The sequence below is a fragment of the Pseudomonas sp. PSPC2-3 genome, from assembly GCF_049898265.1.
Lineage (GTDB): Bacteria > Pseudomonadota > Gammaproteobacteria > Pseudomonadales > Pseudomonadaceae > Aquipseudomonas > Aquipseudomonas veronii.
In genome coordinates this window covers 264,278-281,034 of sequence record NZ_JAFCXJ010000012.1, presented here as the reverse complement: position 1 = coordinate 281,034, position 16,757 = coordinate 264,278, and the positions used below count along the sequence as shown (strand labels likewise).

Genomic DNA, 16,757 nt, shown 5'->3' with positions numbered 1-16,757 from the left:
GGCCGACTTGGGTTCAGGGGCGGGGCCTTTGGCACTGCCTGCACGGTTTTTCCAGTCCAGCATGGCGATATCCTTTCAATCACTTGAGTTCATGCACTTCAATCGACGGCGTGCGTTCAAACACTCCGACAGCAACCCTACCCCATCGTGCCCGTCAATGCGGGGCTTTTCGCCCTACAACTATGATCCAACGGACGCCCAGGGGGCATTCGACTATAAAGGATGCGCGCTTTTTCCGCTGCACGACCAATTAGTCACTAAATGAATGCCAGGGACTCGCAGTTAATTGACGTATGACACTCATGTAACCGAAAAGAGGTGCTAGCATAGAGCCACCAGTCGACCTCAGCACGCACCTTCACTAGTAGTCAGGATATGACCGAGCCAGAAGACCCCAGCCGTGAGCGTCTCAAGCAGCACTTTGCCCAGCGGGTAATTCATCAGGCACGTCAAATTCTTGAGATCTGGCAGCGCCTGCAACGCAGCGAATGGTCCGACGCCGACTTCTCCGAACTCAGCGAAGCCAACCTGCGCCTGCTGCGCTTCGCCGAACGCTTCGAACAGCCCGAACACGGCCAACTGGCGCAGCACATCGGCGAGTCGCTCAAAGCGGTGGACGCCAATCGCGGCCGCCTGAGCAGTCAACTGATCACCGAAATCAACCGCTTGATGCAACGCCTGTCCCGCACCGGCCTGCGCCAGGGCGATCAGCTTGAGCAAACCTTCCTGCCGCCGATGCGCAAGCCGATCTACGTGATGCTGGCCGATCATGATCGCGCCGAGCGTCTGGCCAAGCAGCTGGAATTCTTTGGCCTGAGCGCCCAGTCCCTGGACAACGTGGCGGCGTATCGCGTGGCGATGGCCGAGCGCCTGCCGTCGGCGATTGTGATGGACGTGGATTTCTGCGGCCCGGGCCTCGGCCTCCAACTGGCCGCCGAGGCCCAGCAAGGCCTGGAGCAAAAGCTGCCGTTGCTGTTTTTCAGCCTGCATGAAACCGACACCCCGACCCGCCTCGCCGCCGTGCGCGCCGGCGGCGAGGAGTTCCTGACCGGCACGTTGGAAGCCTCGAGCCTGCTGGAAAAGATCGAAGTGCTGACCTGCGTAGCCCAATACGACCCCTATAAAGTGCTGATCATCGACGACTCACGGGCCCAGGCGCTGCACACCGAGCGCCTGCTCAACAGCGCCGGCATCATCACCCGCACGCTGATCGAGCCGATCCAGGCCATGGCCGAGCTGGCGGATTTCCAGCCCGACCTGATCATCCTCGACATGTACATGCCCGCCTGCACCGGCACCGAACTGGCCAAGGTGATTCGTCATAACGACCGGTACGTCAGCGTGCCGATCATCTACCTGTCGGCCGAAGACGACCTGGATAAACAGCTGGACGCCATGAGCGAAGGCGGCGACGACTTCCTCACCAAGCCGATCAAGCCGCGCCACCTGATCACCACCGTGCGCAACCGCGCGGCCCGTGCGCGCAACCTCAAGGCGCGGATGGTGCGCGACAGCCTGACCGGCCTGTACAACCACACCCATATCCTGCAATTGCTCGAAGACTGCACCTTCCGCGCTCGTCGCGAGAACAAGCCGTTGAGCTTTGCCATGCTCGACATCGACCACTTCAAGCGCGTCAACGACAGCCACGGCCACCCCATGGGCGACCGCGTGATCAAGAGCCTGGCGCTGTTCCTCAAACAGCGCTTGCGCAAGACCGACTACATCGGCCGCTACGGCGGTGAAGAGTTTGCGATTGTGATGCCCGATACCGACCTGGAATCGGCCTGCAAGGTGCTGGATGAAATCCGTGGGCGCTTTGCCGAAATTCACTACCCGGCCCAGCCGCATGACTTGTGGTGTACCTTCAGCGCCGGGCTGGTGGAGCTGTGCGACGATTCCGACAGCCTGATGATGGCCGCCCAAGCCGACGAGGCGCTGTACCGCGCCAAGGATGCCGGACGCAATCGGGTTCAAGCCGCGCACACATCAAGTCAAAGTGCCATCTTTTCACCAGAATCCAGCGATTCCGTCATAACTTTGTAATAGAAACGCAATAACTTCAGGCACTTAACTTTTGCTGTCGGTTGAAACCACGCATGCGCCTGAAGCTGCTGACCAATCTCAATACCCTCCTTCTGGTGGCCGTGTGCCTGGCACTCGGGGCGACGCTCTGGTGGTCGCAACGCGCGCTGGAACGGCCTTATTTGCTGATGGAACGCTACCTGGGGTTGTCGCAGACCTTCCAGAACCAGGCCGCACGCAACATCGACGACTACCTGGCCAGCGGCGACGCCCTGCGCTTGAGCAGCGCCAGCCAGAGCCTGGAAAGCCTGCTGCAGCACCTGGACGAATTGCCCGCCGACCTCGCACAAAGCCTGCGCCCCAGCCTGAAGGAGCTGGACACCTTCAGCAAAACCGACCTGCTCGCCGCCGGCAAACTGGCCGGCGACCCGCAAGCGCTGCTGTTGCAGGCCGAGCGAGAACTGGGCGCGAACCTCGAGCAACTGAGCCAGTACGCCATCGGCGTCGATTCGCCCGCCGCGGCGCGCTACCTGCCGCCGCTGCTGGCGGCGTCCCAACACCTGGGCAAGCTGTCCCTGGCCCGCGACAAGCTGGTGAGCAGCGGGCGCGCCGAACTGGCGGATGATGTGGAGCGCGAAGTCAGCAATATCCGCGGCCAGGCCGACCTGCTGGAGCAACTGCCCTTACTTGGGGTCAAGGCCAACGCCGGTTCGAACACCGATGACTTTTCGGCGCTGATGGGCCTGGAAAACAGCGAAAAAGCCGAAACACAAGACACCGGCGTCGACCTCAAGCGCGAACTCAACAGCCTGCTGACCCGCTACCCGGCCGAACTCAAGCGCACCCGCGAGCAGATCCAGCGGCGCGCCGACCTCGCCGCCGGCACCCACCTGAAAATCGCCGGTGTGCAACAGGCCATCGCCGGCCTGGAGCCCGTCGTGCGGGCGCAACACGCAAAGATCCAGGGCGAAGTGCGCCTGATGCAAGGGGTGATGATCGGCCTGATCCTGCTGATCGCCCTGCTGATCGATACCCTGCAACGGCGCCTGGCACGGGTGCTGACCAACCTGGCACCGGCCCTGTCGACCTGGGCCGAAGGCGACTTCAGCCAACCGATTGCCTTGGGCAAGACCAACCGCGAACTGCGCGACATCGAAGCCTCCCTCAACCGCTTGCGCGCCTACCTGGTGGACCTGGTGGGCACCATTCGCGGCAATGCCGAGGAAGTCGCCGGCAGCAGCCGTGCCCTGGCCGAGCTGAGCAGCGGCCTGCATGATGGCGCCGAACGGCAGGCCGGGGACACCGCGCAGATCCGCGATTCGTTGGGCGAATTGGAAGCGACCATTCAACAAGTCGCCGGGGACGCCAGCCAGGCCGCCGGCGCCAGCCGCAGCGCGGGCCAGGCGGTGAAGCACGGCCAGCGGGTGATCGGCCTGAGCCTGACCGGGCTGCATGCGCTGGTGGGCGAAGTGCAGCAAAACGCGCAGATGATCGAGAAACTCGCCGAAGAGTCCGCGACCATCGGCGGCGTGTTGACAGTGATTCGCTCGATCGCCGACCAGACCAACCTGCTGGCGCTCAATGCCGCCATTGAAGCCGCCCGCGCCGGAGACGCCGGGCGGGGCTTTGCCGTGGTCGCCGACGAAGTGCGCTCCCTGGCCCAGCGCACCGCTGGCGCCACCGCCGAAATCCAGGGCCTCATCGCCGGCCTGCAAACCGCCGCCCGCCAGTCGGTGGAAGGCATGCGCGCGCAGGTCGAACACGCCGAAGCCACCGCCCAGCAAGCACAAGCGGCCGACGGCGCGCTGGATGAAATCGTCGGGGCGATCCAGACCATTTCCGACACCTCCGTGCGTATCGCCGATGTGACCGCGCAGCAGAGCGGTGCGGTGAGTGAGATTCGCGATAACAGCGAACGGATTCATCAGCTGGGTGAGGACAACCTGCTGCGCATCGGCCAGGGCCGCAGCCAGGGTGAGCACCTGCTGGTGCTGGGCGGCCAACTCAACACCGCCGTCCAAGCCTTCCGCGTCTGACCCGACCTAGCGCCATGCGAAGAACCAATGTGGGAGGGGGCTTGCCCCCGATAGCGGTGTGCCAGTCTCAATATCTGTAACTGATCCACCGCTATCGGGGGGCAAGCCCCCTCCCACATTTGATCGCCACAGGTTTCAAGACGGTATTACCAATGACCGGATCCTGGGCCGCAGTCACAAATTTCGCGCAATCCTCGCTAATCGTGCTGCCTACTGCATAGAACTGGACAGTCATAAACGCTTTGCGGCATAGTCGCCGGGTTCTGCCGTACCCACATCAATAACAAGGAACAGCCGATGGCGACCTTACTGGTTCTTCACGGACCCAACCTGAACCTGCTCGGCACCCGCGAACCGGGCGTCTACGGGGCAGTGACCCTGGAACAGATCAACCTCGATCTGGAGCGACGGGCCCGTGAAGCCGGCCACCATTTGCTGTACCTGCAAAGCAATGCCGAGTACGAATTGATTGATCGCATCCATGCCGCGCGCGGCGAAGGCGTGGACTTTATTCTGATCAATCCCGCCGCTTTTACGCACACAAGTGTTGCATTACGTGACGCGCTGCTGGCGGTGAGCATCCCATTCATCGAAGTGCATTTGTCGAACGTGTACAAACGCGAACCTTTCCGCCATCACTCCTACTTCTCCGACGTAGCGGTAGGTGTGATCTGCGGCCTTGGCGCCAGCGGTTATCGACTGGCCCTGGAGGCCGCCCTGGAACAACTTGAACAACCGGCCAAGCGCCCCTGACCGACCCTTGGGAGTTGACGATTCATGGATATCCGTAAAGTTAAGAAACTGATCGAACTGCTGGAAGAATCCGGCATCGACGAGCTGGAAATCAAGGAAGGCGAAGAGTCTGTACGCATCAGCCGTCACAGCAAGACCCCGGCCCAGCAATTCTACGCGCCGCAGATGCAAGCACCGGCACCTGCCGCTGCCGCTCCGGTCGCCGCTGCGCCTGTCGCCGCCGCCGAGCCTGCTGCGCCCAAGCTGAACGGCTTCGTGGCCAAGTCGCCAATGGTCGGTACGTTCTACCGCACCCCGGCACCGGGTTCGCCAGCCTTCGTTGAAGTCGGCAAAACCGTGAAAGAAGGCGACACCATCTGCATCGTGGAAGCGATGAAAATGATGAACCACATCACGGCCGAAAAAGCCGGTGTCATCGAATCCATTCTGGTAGAAAACGGTCAGCCGGTTGAGTACGACCAGCCGCTGTTCACCATCGTTTGAACCGCGGAGCGCCTTCGATGTTGAAACCTGCGAAGAAACTGCAAAAAGTCCTGATCGCCAACCGCGGCGAGATCGCGCTGCGTATCCTGCGCGCCTGTAAGGAAGAGGGCATCAAGACCGTCGCTGTTTACTCGACGGCCGATACCGAACTGATGCACGTGAAACTGGCGGACGAAAGCATCTGCATCGGCCCGCCACTGGCTGCGAACTCGTACCTGAAAGTCTCGAACATCATCGCCGCTGCGGAAGTGACCGGCGCTGATGGCATCCACCCGGGCTACGGCTTCCTCGCGGAAAACGCCGATTTCGCCGAACAGGTGGAAAAATCCGGGTTTGCCTTCATCGGCCCGAAAGCCGAGACCATTCGCCTGATGGGTGACAAGGTTTCGGCCAAGGACGCCATGATCGCGGCCGGCGTGCCGACCGTTCCAGGCTCCGACGGCCCGCTGCCCGAGGACGAGACCACTGCGCTGCGCATCGGTCGCGAAGTCGGTTACCCGGTGATCATCAAGGCCGCAGGCGGCGGCGGTGGTCGCGGCATGCGCGTGGTACACAAGGAAGAAGACCTGATCGAAGCGGCCAAGCAGACGCGCTCCGAAGCGGCTGCCTGGTTCGGCAACCCGATGGTCTACCTGGAGAAGTACCTGACCAACCCACGTCACGTGGAAGTGCAGGTGCTGTCCGACGGCCAGGGCCACGCCATCCACCTGGGCGACCGCGATTGCTCGCTGCAACGTCGTCACCAGAAGGTATTGGAAGAAGCACCGGCACCGGGCCTCGACGAGAAAGCCCGTGCGGAAGTCCTGGCGCGTTGCGTCAAGGCGTGCATCGACATCAACTACCGTGGCGCCGGCACTTTCGAGTTCCTCTACGAGAACGGCCGTTTCTACTTCATCGAGATGAACACTCGCGTGCAGGTAGAACACCCGGTTTCGGAGATGGTCACCGGTATCGATATCGTCAAGGAGATGCTGAGCATCGCCGCCGGTAACGAGCTGTCCTTCACCCAGGACGACGTGAAGATCCACGGCCACTCCCTGGAGTGCCGGATCAACGCCGAAGACCCGAAAACCTTTATCCCGAGTCCAGGCCTGGTCAAGCATTTCCATGCACCGGGCGGCAACGGCGTTCGCGTCGATTCGCACCTGTACAGCGGCTACAAGGTTCCGTCCAACTACGACTCGTTGATCGGCAAGCTGATCACCTGGGGCGCCACCCGCGACGAGGCCATGGCCCGTATGCGTAACGCCCTGGACGAAATCGTGGTCGACGGCATCAAGACCAACATCCCGCTGCATCGGGATCTGGTCCGCGATGAAGGCTTCTGCGAAGGTGGTGTGAACATTCACTACCTGGAACACAAACTGGCCAACCAGTAAGTGCTCCACCCAACAAAGCCGCCTTCGGGCGGCTTTGTTGTTTGTGGCCCCTCCATTTTGAAGATGTACACAGTCCAAATGTGGGAGGGGGCTTGCCCCCGATAGCGGTGGGTCAGTCACCTAATCTATGACTGAGCTGCCGCCATCGGGGGCAAGCCCCCTCCCACATTTGGTCGGCGTGCAGTCAGCAGTGTCGTCTTCTGCCCGCCGCTCGCGTAAACTTGCGCGCTTTCGCAGCCCCTCCCCGCTGCACACTCATTTTTTCAAAGGTGCCCGCCATGCCTTGGCTGCAAGTCCGTCTCGCCATCAGCCCAGAACAAGCCGAAACCTACGAAGACGCGTTCCTTGAAGTGGGCGCCGTCTCGGTAACCTTCATGGACGCCGAAGACCAGCCGATCTTCGAGCCGGAACTCAACACCACCCCGCTGTGGTCCCACACCCACTTGCTGGCCCTGTTCGAAGACGGCACCGATGCCGCCAGCGTCCTGGCCCATATGGAACTGCTCACCGGCGGCCCACTGCCCGAGCACCACAGCGAAATCATCGAAGACCAGGACTGGGAACGCAGCTGGATGGACAACTTCCAGCCGATGCGTTTCGGCCAGCGCCTGTGGATCGTGCCGAGCTGGCACGCCGCCCCCGAGCCTGACGCGGTGAACCTGCTGCTGGACCCGGGCCTGGCGTTCGGCACCGGCACGCACCCGACCACCGCGCTGTGCCTGGAATGGCTGGACGGCCAGGACCTGAACGATTGCCACGTGTTGGACTTCGGCTGCGGCTCGGGGATTCTGGCGATTGCCGCCCTGTTGTTGGGCGCCAAGGAAGCCGTCGGCACCGATATCGACGTACAGGCCCTGGAAGCCTCCCGCGATAACGCCGGGCGCAACCACATTGCTGAAGGCAAATTCCCATTGTACCTGCCGGAGCAATTGCCCCAGGTGCAGGCCGATGTGCTGGTCGCCAATATCCTCGCCGGCCCGCTGGTGGCCCTGGCGCCGCAGCTGTCGAGCCTGGTCAAGCCGGGTGGCCGCCTGGCGCTGTCGGGCATCCTCGCCGAACAGGGTGAAGACGTGGCTGCAGCCTACGCCCAGGATTTCGAGCTCGACCCGATCGCCAATCGTGATGGCTGGGTACGCATCAGCGGGCGTCGGCGCTAGAATGAGCGCTTGCCTGAATCGGATGGCCGCATGACCGACAGTTTCGTCACCCAGTGTCCCCATTGCCAAACGCGCTTTCGCGTCAGCCACGCTCAGTTGAACGTGGCGCGCGGCGTGGTGCGCTGCGGCTCGTGCCTGCAAGTGTTCAACGCCGCGCGCCAGTTGCTGGAGCAGCGCGCCCACGCGCAAGCGCCGAAGCCTGAACAGCCGGCCGCAGCGGAGCACGCCGCCGAGGCGCCGCGGGCGATCAGCCAGAAACAGTGGACGGCGCAAGAGCTGGACCTGGACAACCTGGACCTGGACAAAGAACTGGCCAAGCTGGAACGCCGCGAGATTCAACACACCCAGCCGCTGGGCGCGGAACGCCGGCAAGGCAGCGCCGACCGACGCAAAAAGGAAGATGCCCTCAGCGCCAGCCGCGACACGATCAAGGCCGAGGAAGAAAAATGGGCCGCCAGCCTCTTCAGCGAACCGCCTGAAGAACGCGCCAAAGCGCCCGAAGACGAACCTGAACCGGCAAATGCCCCTGCGACTAAACAGCGCACCGAACCGTCGATGTCCCTCGCCACCGACGACATCGACGATGAACCGCCGCTGCGCTCCACGCCTGCCGATGAAGACGACGAACTCGACCCACCCGTGAGCGCGGTCAGCGACGACGTGGACGCGCCGGAACCCGACGAGCGCCCCCAAGACCGCAAGCGCTCGCGCAGCGCCGCCAGCGCCCACGACGAGCTGCTGCAGGACCTCGAAGATGACCCGCTGCACTTGTACGCCGGCAAACGCCCGTCAAGCTGGGGCCGTCGCCTGCTCTGGCTGTTGCTGGTGCTGATCGCCGCCGCCGGCCTCGCCGGCCAGTACATTGCCTACCAGTTCGACGACCTGGCGCGCCAGGACGCCTATCGCCCGTGGTTCCAGCAACTGTGCCCGACATTGGGCTGCACGGTGCCGTCACGGGTCGATATCGCGCACATCAAGAGCAGCAACCTGGTGGTGCGCAGCCATCCTGAATTCGCCGGCGCGCTGGTGGTGGATGCAATCATCTATAACCGCGCGACGTTCTCCCAGCCGTTTCCGTTGCTGGAACTGCGCTTTGCCGACCTGAACGGCAACCTGATCGCCAGTCGGCGCTTCAAGCCCGCCGAATACCTGAGCGGTGAGCTGGCCGGGGTCAGTGAAATGCCGTCGCAGACGCCGATCCATATCTCCCTGGACATCCTCGACCCCGGCAACAAAGCGGTGAATTACAGCCTGAGCTTTCATTCGCCCGAGTGAATCGGCGCGGTCATCGAGGTTTGACGACGGATTATTGACTGGACCGCCGGCAACCAAACCGGTGGCGATAAAGAAATAACTGTTCAGATTTTATCCAATTCAGCCTTTATCCAGTCATCGAGAGCGGGTATCATGCCAACCCTTTTTCGAACTCTAATGATCCGGCCCCACAACAGGGAAGTCCTATGTCGGCGGTACGCATCGGCCCATACACATTGCACAATGGTTTGATTCTCGCGCCAATGGCGGGGGTCACCGACCAGCCCTTTCGTCAGCTGTGCAAGCGTTTGGGCGCGGGTCTAGTAGTCTCGGAAATGGTCACCAGCGACATGAGCTTGTGGAATACCCGCAAATCGCGGCTGCGCATGATCCACGAAGGTGATCCCGAGCCCCGCTCGGTACAGATCGCCGGTGGCGACGCACAGATGCTGGCGGAGGCGGCCCGGGCCAACGTGGAGCTGGGCGCGCAGATCATTGACATCAACATGGGCTGTCCGGCCAAGAAGGTCTGCAACAAGGCCGCCGGTTCCGCGCTGTTGAAGGATGAGCAGTTGGTCGCCGAGATCCTGCAGGCCGTTGTCGCCGCAGTGGATGTACCGGTCACCCTGAAGATTCGTACCGGCTGGGACCGGGACAACAAGAATGGCCTGACGGTGGCGAAGATCGCCGAACAGGCGGGTATTTCAGCGCTGGCGGTGCATGGCCGCACCCGCGCCGATCTTTACACCGGCGAAGCCGAGTACGACACCATTGCCGCGATCAAGCAGGCCGTGTCGATGCCGGTATTTGCCAATGGCGATATCGACTCAGCCGAGAAAGCCCGGCGCGTGCTGCATGCGACCGGTGCCGATGGCCTGTTGATTGGCCGGGCCGCCCAGGGGCGGCCATGGATTTTTCGTGAAGTCGAACACTTTCTGCGTACCGGCGAGCTGTTGCCGGCACCGGGGTTGATCGAGGTGGAACGTATTCTGCTAGAGCATCTGGCCGCCCTGCACGCCTTCTACGGAGACGTGATGGGAGTACGCATTGCTCGCAAGCATGTCGGCTGGTATCTCGCAACCCTGCCGGGCGCCAGGGAGTTTCGCGCCCACTTCAATCGTTTGGATGATACGGAAGCACAGTGCGCCAACGTTCGTGAGTTCTTCAGCGAACGTGACAAGAGCCTGGTGACAGGGGACGGAGAGGGGGTGGCCGCATGACGATGATGACCGAGACTTTAGTGAGTGGAACAACACCCGTGAGCGACAACGTCAATTTGAAACAGCACCTCAACACGCCGAGCGAAGAAGGCCAGACCCTTCGCGGGAGTGTCGAGAAGGCGCTGCACAATTATTTCGCCCACCTTGAGGGCGCTTCCGTCACGGACGTGTACAACCTCGTGCTCTCCGAAGTCGAGGCGCCCTTGCTCGAAAGCGTGATGAACTACGTCAAGGGCAACCAGACCAAAGCCAGTGAGCTGCTGGGCCTCAACCGTGGCACCTTGCGCAAAAAGCTCAAACAATACGATTTGCTGTAAGCATTCAATCCGACCAGAAAGGCGCCCGCGTAAAACCGGTCGCCTTTTTTGCTGACTCCTTTGCTTTTGATGGAAATTGAAATGACCGACCAGACTACCCGCCTGCCGATCCGCCGCGCCTTGATCAGTGTCTCCGACAAGACCGGGGTTCTCGAATTTGCCCGGGGGCTGGAAGCCCTGGGCGTGGAAATCCTCTCCACGGGCGGGACCTTCAAACTGCTGCGAGACAACGGCGTGGCCGCAGTAGAAGTCGCGGACTACACCGGTTTCGCAGAGATGATGGACGGTCGGGTCAAGACCCTGCACCCGAAAATCCACGGCGGCATCCTCGGCCGTCGCGGTATCGACGACGCCATCATGAACGAGCACGGCATCAAGCCGATCGATCTGGTGGCCGTCAACCTCTACCCGTTCGAAGCCACCATCAACAAGCCGGGCTGCGACCTGCCGACCGCCATCGAAAACATCGATATCGGCGGCCCGACCATGGTTCGCTCGGCCGCCAAGAACCACAAAGACGTGGCCATCGTGGTCAACGCCAGCGACTACGCCCAGGTGCTTGAAAACCTCAAAGCCGGTGGCCTGACCTACGCCCAGCGTTTCGACCTGATGCTCAAGGCGTTCGAACACACCGCCGCCTACGACGGCATGATCGCCAACTACATGGGCACCGTGAACCAGGCCGCCGAGACCCTCAGCACAGAAGGTCGCAGCCAGTTCCCGCGGACCTTCAACAGCCAGTTCATCAAGGCCCAGGAAATGCGCTACGGCGAGAACCCGCACCAGAGCGCGGCGTTCTACGTGGAAGCCAAGCCGGCCGAAGTGGGCATCGCCACCGCGACCCAGCTGCAAGGCAAAGAACTGTCCTACAACAACGTGGCCGACACCGACGCCGCGCTGGAATGCGTGAAGAGCTTCGTCAAGCCGGCCTGCGTGATCGTCAAGCACGCCAACCCGTGCGGCGTGGCCGTGAGCCCGGACGCTGAAGGCGGCATCCGCCAGGCTTACGAACTGGCCTACGCAACCGACACCGAATCGGCCTTCGGCGGCATCATCGCCTTCAACCGCGAACTCGACGCCGCGACCGCCAAGGCCATCGTCGAGCGTCAGTTCGTCGAAGTGATCATCGCCCCGTCCGTCAGCGAGGAAGCCCGCGCCATCGTGGCCGCCAAAGCCAACGTGCGCCTGCTGGCCTGCGGCGAATGGTCGGCCGAACGTGCCCCTGCCTGGGACTACAAGCGCGTCAACGGCGGCCTGCTGGTGCAAAGCCGCGACATCGGCATGATCAGCAGCGCCGACCTGAAAGTGGTGACCAAGCGCGCACCGACCGAGCAGGAAATCAACGACCTGATCTTCGCCTGGAAAGTGGCCAAGTACGTCAAGTCCAACGCCATCGTCTACGCCAAGAACCGCCAGACCATCGGTGTCGGCGCCGGCCAGATGAGCCGTGTGAACTCGGCGCGCATCGCCGCGATCAAGGCTGAACACGCCGGTTTGCAGGTAGCGGGCTCGGTGATGGCGTCCGACGCGTTCTTCCCGTTCCGCGACGGTCTGGACAACGCCGCCAAGGCCGGCGTCACCGCAGTGATCCAGCCAGGCGGCTCGATGCGTGATGCCGAAGTGATTGCTGCGGCTGACGAAGCCGGAATCGCCATGGTCTTCACCGGCATGCGCCACTTCCGTCACTAAACAGCACCGCTTCCCGACTGTAGGAGCGAGCTTGCTCGCGAAAAACTCAAAAACGCCACGAGGTGTCAGGTTTCCCTCGTTATCGTTGACGACCTTCGCGAGCAAGCTCGCTCCTACAGGGAAGCACAGCGTTTCTCAGAGGTTTTTGAAATGAATGTTTTGATTATTGGCAGCGGTGGCCGTGAACACGCCCTGGCCTGGAAAGTTGCCCAGGACCCACGCGTCCAGAAAGTATTCGTAGCCCCCGGCAACGCCGGCACCGCCATTGAAGCCAAGTGCGAAAACGTCGCCATCGACGTGCTGGCCCTGGAACAACTGGCGGATTTCGCCGAGAAAAACGTTTCCCTGACCATCGTCGGTCCGGAAGTGCCGCTGGTTGCCGGTGTCGTCGACCTGTTCCGCAGCCGCGGCCTGGACTGCTTCGGCCCGACCGCCGGCGCGGCCCAGCTGGAAGGTTCCAAGGCATTCACCAAGGATTTCCTGGCGCGCCACAAGATCCCGACCGCCGACTACCAGAACTTCACCGAGATCGAGCCAGCCCTGGCTTACCTGCGTGAAAAAGGCGCGCCGATCGTGATCAAGGCCGACGGCCTGGCCGCGGGCAAAGGCGTGATCGTCGCCATGACCCTGCAGGAAGCCGAAGACGCCGTGCGCGACATGCTCGCCGGCAACGCCTTCGGTGAAGCCGGTTCGCGCGTGGTCATCGAAGAATTCCTCGACGGCGAAGAAGCCAGCTTCATCGTGATGGTCGACGGCAAGAACGTCCTGCCGATGGCCACCAGCCAGGACCACAAGCGCGTCGGCGACGGCGACAGCGGCCCGAACACCGGAGGCATGGGGGCTTACTCCCCGGCCCCGGTCGTGACCAGCGAAGTGCATCAGCGTGTGATGGACCTGGTGATCTGGCCGACCGTGCGCGGCATGGCCGATGAAGGCAACGTCTACACCGGTTTCCTCTACGCCGGTCTGATGATCGACAAGGCCGGTAACCCGAAGGTCATCGAGTTCAACTGCCGCTTCGGCGACCCGGAAACCCAACCGGTGATGCTGCGCCTGCAATCGAGCCTGGTGCTGCTGGTGGAAGCCGCGCTGGCCCAGGCCCTGGACAAGGTTGAAGCCCAGTGGGACCCACGCCCGAGCGTCGGCATTGTGCTGGCAGCTGGCGGTTACCCGGCCGACTACGCCAAGGGCGATGTGATTGAAGGCCTGGACGCGGCGGCGACGCTGGAAGGCAAAGTGTTCCATGCGGGCACTGCGCTGCAGGACGGCAAGGTGGTGACCGCAGGTGGCCGTGTGCTATGTGCCACCGCGATGGGCGCCAGTGTCGACGCTGCACAGCAACAGGCCTACAAACTGGCGGCGAAAATCAGCTGGAACGGCTGCTTCTACCGTAAAGATATCGGCTATCGCGCGATTGCCCGTGAACGTGGCGAGACTCATTAAGTCGCTATCCGTTCGGTTAGGTAAGGGCCTCTGGCCCTTGCCGTACTCGTATGACCCCGCGCATAGTTAACCCGTGCTTCAACCTACGAAGGGATTTCGCCGTGCGCTGGCTCAGGATCGCCATAGGTTTCACTGTCAGTCTGCTGACACTGCTCTGTTTGCTCCCGGCCCAGGCCGCTGCGCAAGGCAGTGGCTGGGCAGTATTGCTTGATGAACAGGCCGACCTGCAACTGAGCGATATCCGTTCGCCCCGCTACACCAATCAATTCAGCCCCATCGAACTGGACCGGATCACTGCCGCCGAGCCGGACGGTGCGTTGTGGGTACGCTTCAAGCTGCAACCCGGCCAGCACGAGCAAGTGCTGCGGGTGTTTGCCCCGGACGTTTCCCTCCTGAGTCTGTATGTGCTGGATGGCGACACCCTGGTGGAACAGCAAACCACCGGCACGCGCCAGCCCCAGGCCGAGCGCCCGCTGCCCAGCAGCGACTTCATGCTGCCGATGCCCCAGAGCCCGAAGCCCCTTGAGGTGTACCTGCGCCTGGTCTCGGAACACGAACTGCGCCCCTATATCACCCTGGAGCCGGCCGTACTCGCCGCCGCCGACCAAAGCCAGACGCTGATCTACGGCCTGCTGTTCGGCTGTCTGCTGATGCTGATCCTGCACAACCTCTCCCGCTTCGCCTACCACCGCTCACGCAGCAGCCTGTGGCTGGCGGCCTGCGAAGTGCTGCTGCTGCTCAGCCTGGCGTTGCTGCTCAACCTGCTGGGGCCATGGCTGCAGAACTGGCACGCGATCCAGACGCCGGGCGCCTACCTCGCCCTGCTGCTGACCGCACCGTGCGGGCTGATGTTTGCCTATCGCTTCTTCATGCCGCTGGGCCCGCACCCGCTGAACAAACTGTTGATGGCCGACATTCTGTTGATCGTGCTGTGCGGCCTGCTGCTGTTGTTCGTCAACACGTTGCCGCTGAACATCATCACTTACGTCCTGGTGGCCCTGGCCGGCCTGAGCATGTTGTTTGTCTCGGCCTATCACTGGCAAAAAGGCTACCGGCCGGCGCGGTTGTTCGTGGCGGGGATGGTGGTGTTCAACATCGGCACACTGATCATCCTGCCTGCCTTGCTTGGCCTCACGTTGCTGGCGCCGCAAGGCTTGATCATTACCCTGCTCAGCTTTATCTGCCTCAGTGGCCTGCTGATGAGCCTGGCCCTCGGCGAACGCCAGCGCGCCATCGTCGAAGCACGCTTCAGCCTCAGCCGCGAGCTGGCGGCCAGCAACGCCGAAATCGCCGCCAAGGCCGAGTTCCTGGCGAAGATCAGCCACGAAATCCGTACCCCCATGAACGGCGTGCTGGGCATGACCGAACTGCTGCTGGGCACGCCGTTGTCGGTCAAACAGCGCGACTATGTGCAGACGATCCACAGCGCCGGTAACGAACTGCTCACACTGATCAACGAAATCCTCGATATCTCCAAGCTGGAATCCGGGCAGATCGAATTGGACGACGTGCAGTTCGACCTCAATGCGCTGATCGACGACTGCCTGAGCATCTTCCGCGCCAAGGCCGAGCAGCAGAACGTCGAGCTGATCAGCTTTATCCAGCCCCAGGTGCCGCGGGTGATCAGCGGTGACCCGACGCGCCTGCGCCAGGCGATGTTGAGCCTGCTGGAAAACGCCCTGCAGAAAACCGATGAAGGCGAAGTGTTGATCGTCGTCGCCCTCGACGAGCGCAGCCCCAAGCCGCGCCTGCGCATTGCCGTGCAGGACAGCGGCCTGCCAATGGAAGCCGCCGAACGCGATGCGTTGCTGCACAGCGAACTGCACAGCAAGAACTTCCTCTCGGCCACCCGTTTGAGCGGCCACCTGGGCCTGGTCATCGCGCGCCAGTTGATCCTGTTGATGAACGGCGAATTCGGCATCAAGAGCGGCGCACAACAAGGCAGCACCCTGTGGCTGACCCTGCCGCTGGACCCTGAACGCCTGGAACACCCGACCTCCGACCTCGACGGCCCGCTCAAGGGTGCGCGGGTACTGGTGGTGGACGACAACGACACCTGCCGCAAAGTGCTGGTGCAGCAATGCACCGCCTGGGGCCTGAATGTCAGCGCCGTGCCGTCGGGCAAGGAAGCCCTGGCGTTGTTGCGCACCAAGGCGCACCTGCGTGATTACTTCGACGTGGTGCTGCTGGACCAGAACATGCCCGGCATGACCGGCATGCAACTGGCAGCCAAGATCAAGGAAGACCCGAGCCTCAACCACGACATCCTGCTGATCATGCTCACCGGCATCAGTAACGCGCCGAGCAAGATCATTGCGCGCAATTGCGGGATCAAGCGCATCCTCGCCAAGCCGGTGGCCGGCTACACCCTCAAGACCACCCTGGCCGACGAACTGACCCAGCGCAGCAAAGGCGGCGGGCAGCCACGCGCGCCCCTCAACGCGCCGGCGGCCATCATCGTGCCCAGCGACTTCCGCATCCTGGTGGCCGAAGACAACAGCATCTCCACCAAAGTCATCCGCGGCATGCTCGGCAAGCTCAACCTCAACCCGGACACCGCGAGCAACGGCGAAGAAGCCCTGCAGGCGATGAAGGCCCAGCGCTATGATCTGGTGTTGATGGACTGTGAAATGCCGATCCTCGATGGCTTCTCCGCGACCCAACAGTTGCGAGCCTGGGAAGTCAGCCACCAGCGCATTCGCACGCCGGTGGTGGCGCTCACCGCACACATCCTCTCGGAACACAAAGAGCGCGCACGCCAGGCCGGGATGGACGGGCACATGGCCAAGCCGGTGGAATTGTCACAATTGCGCGAGCTGGTGGAGTACTGGGTGGCGCAGCGTCAGCCACGGCCGGAGCATGCGCCCTCTTAACGTCAAATGCGATCGAATGTGGGAGGGGGCTTGCCCCCGATGGCGGTGGACCAGTCACCTATGCATCGACTGAAAGACAGCGATGGCAAGCTCGCTCCCGATAGCGCTGGAACAGTTACAAATAAGCT

The 16,757-nt window shown here is 62.4% G+C and carries 12 protein-coding genes and 1 pseudogene; 12 read left to right on the top strand and 1 reads right to left on the bottom strand.

The features are described 5' to 3' along the window. Positions 1–375 precede the first annotated feature (375 nt). The 10 genes from ACP7E3_RS27060 (at position 376) to purH (ending at position 12,313) form a co-directional block, all read left to right on the top strand. A complete protein-coding gene (locus ACP7E3_RS27060) occupies positions 376–2,046 on the top strand; it encodes a response regulator (protein ID WP_057005975.1) in 1,671 nt (556 codons plus the stop codon). A gap of 53 nt (positions 2,047–2,099) precedes the next feature. Beyond that, on the top strand, positions 2,100–4,061 hold the full coding sequence (locus ACP7E3_RS27055; protein ID WP_424801079.1) for a methyl-accepting chemotaxis protein: 1,962 nt from the start codon (positions 2,100–2,102) through the stop codon (positions 4,059–4,061). A 297-nt stretch (positions 4,062–4,358) separates the two neighbouring features. After that, complete coding sequence (gene aroQ / locus ACP7E3_RS27050; RefSeq protein ID WP_017849665.1) at positions 4,359–4,814, top strand: type II 3-dehydroquinate dehydratase; 456 nt, start codon at positions 4,359–4,361, stop codon at positions 4,812–4,814. Between the two features lie 24 nt (positions 4,815–4,838). Further along, complete coding sequence (gene accB, locus ACP7E3_RS27045; protein ID WP_017849666.1) at positions 4,839–5,297, top strand: acetyl-CoA carboxylase biotin carboxyl carrier protein; 459 nt, start codon at positions 4,839–4,841, stop codon at positions 5,295–5,297. 17 nt (positions 5,298–5,314) lie between these two features. Beyond that, positions 5,315–6,676 carry an acetyl-CoA carboxylase biotin carboxylase subunit gene (accC, locus tag ACP7E3_RS27040; protein WP_017849667.1) on the top strand — a complete coding sequence of 454 codons (1,362 nt, stop codon included), beginning with the start codon at positions 5,315–5,317 and terminating at the stop codon, positions 6,674–6,676. 278 nt (positions 6,677–6,954) lie between these two features. Then, positions 6,955–7,833 (top strand): 50S ribosomal protein L11 methyltransferase, encoded by an 879-nt coding sequence (prmA, locus tag ACP7E3_RS27035; protein ID WP_046384850.1) that lies wholly within the window; start codon positions 6,955–6,957, stop codon positions 7,831–7,833. Positions 7,834–7,863: 30 nt separating this feature from the next. Beyond that, positions 7,864–9,108 (top strand): DUF3426 domain-containing protein, encoded by a 1,245-nt coding sequence (locus ACP7E3_RS27030; protein WP_426124936.1) that lies wholly within the window; start codon positions 7,864–7,866, stop codon positions 9,106–9,108. Positions 9,109–9,293: 185 nt separating this feature from the next. Continuing rightward, entirely contained in the window at positions 9,294–10,307 is a 1,014-nt protein-coding gene (dusB, locus tag ACP7E3_RS27025; RefSeq protein ID WP_017849670.1) for a tRNA dihydrouridine synthase DusB, read from the top strand. Further along, positions 10,304–10,624: a DNA-binding transcriptional regulator Fis gene (gene fis / locus ACP7E3_RS27020; RefSeq protein WP_002555375.1), complete on the top strand. Its 321-nt coding sequence runs from the start codon at positions 10,304–10,306 to the stop codon at positions 10,622–10,624. Before dusB ends, fis begins: the two co-directional genes overlap by 4 nt. A gap of 81 nt (positions 10,625–10,705) precedes the next feature. Further along, a complete protein-coding gene (purH, locus tag ACP7E3_RS27015) occupies positions 10,706–12,313 on the top strand; it encodes a bifunctional phosphoribosylaminoimidazolecarboxamide formyltransferase/IMP cyclohydrolase (RefSeq protein ID WP_046384852.1) in 1,608 nt (535 codons plus the stop codon). A 15-nt stretch (positions 12,314–12,328) separates the two neighbouring features. Here the strand turns inward: purH and ACP7E3_RS27010 are convergent. After that, positions 12,329–12,442: pseudogene (locus tag ACP7E3_RS27010) on the bottom strand (outer membrane lipoprotein carrier protein LolA); the annotation flags it as partial. Between the two features lie 21 nt (positions 12,443–12,463). On the opposite strand from ACP7E3_RS27010, the gene purD reads away from it, so the two are divergent. Both purD and ACP7E3_RS27000 read left to right on the top strand, forming a co-directional pair. Further along, on the top strand, positions 12,464–13,756 hold the full coding sequence (gene purD, locus ACP7E3_RS27005; RefSeq protein WP_017849672.1) for a phosphoribosylamine--glycine ligase: 1,293 nt from the start codon (positions 12,464–12,466) through the stop codon (positions 13,754–13,756). Between the two features lie 101 nt (positions 13,757–13,857). Beyond that, positions 13,858–16,629 carry a hybrid sensor histidine kinase/response regulator gene (locus ACP7E3_RS27000; RefSeq protein ID WP_017849673.1) on the top strand — a complete coding sequence of 924 codons (2,772 nt, stop codon included), beginning with the start codon at positions 13,858–13,860 and terminating at the stop codon, positions 16,627–16,629. The last annotated feature ends 128 nt before the right edge of the window (positions 16,630–16,757 follow it).

What these genes read in the sequence shown, in the direction of transcription:
- dusB (WP_017849670.1), top strand. Translation starts at nt 9,294, where the DNA reads ATGTCGGCGGTACGCATCGGCCCATACACATTGCACAATGGTTTGATT.
- accB (WP_017849666.1), top strand. Translation starts at nt 4,839, where the DNA reads ATGGATATCCGTAAAGTTAAGAAACTGATCGAACTGCTGGAAGAATCC.
- aroQ (WP_017849665.1), top strand. Translation starts at nt 4,359, where the DNA reads ATGGCGACCTTACTGGTTCTTCACGGACCCAACCTGAACCTGCTCGGC.
- accC (WP_017849667.1), top strand. Translation starts at nt 5,315, where the DNA reads ATGTTGAAACCTGCGAAGAAACTGCAAAAAGTCCTGATCGCCAACCGC.
- prmA (WP_046384850.1), top strand. Translation starts at nt 6,955, where the DNA reads ATGCCTTGGCTGCAAGTCCGTCTCGCCATCAGCCCAGAACAAGCCGAA.
- fis (WP_002555375.1), top strand. Translation starts at nt 10,304, where the DNA reads ATGACGATGATGACCGAGACTTTAGTGAGTGGAACAACACCCGTGAGC.
- ACP7E3_RS27060 (WP_057005975.1), top strand. Translation starts at nt 376, where the DNA reads ATGACCGAGCCAGAAGACCCCAGCCGTGAGCGTCTCAAGCAGCACTTT.
- purD (WP_017849672.1), top strand. Translation starts at nt 12,464, where the DNA reads ATGAATGTTTTGATTATTGGCAGCGGTGGCCGTGAACACGCCCTGGCC.
- purH (WP_046384852.1), top strand. Translation starts at nt 10,706, where the DNA reads ATGACCGACCAGACTACCCGCCTGCCGATCCGCCGCGCCTTGATCAGT.
- ACP7E3_RS27030 (WP_426124936.1), top strand. Translation starts at nt 7,864, where the DNA reads ATGACCGACAGTTTCGTCACCCAGTGTCCCCATTGCCAAACGCGCTTT.
- ACP7E3_RS27055 (WP_424801079.1), top strand. Translation starts at nt 2,100, where the DNA reads ATGCGCCTGAAGCTGCTGACCAATCTCAATACCCTCCTTCTGGTGGCC.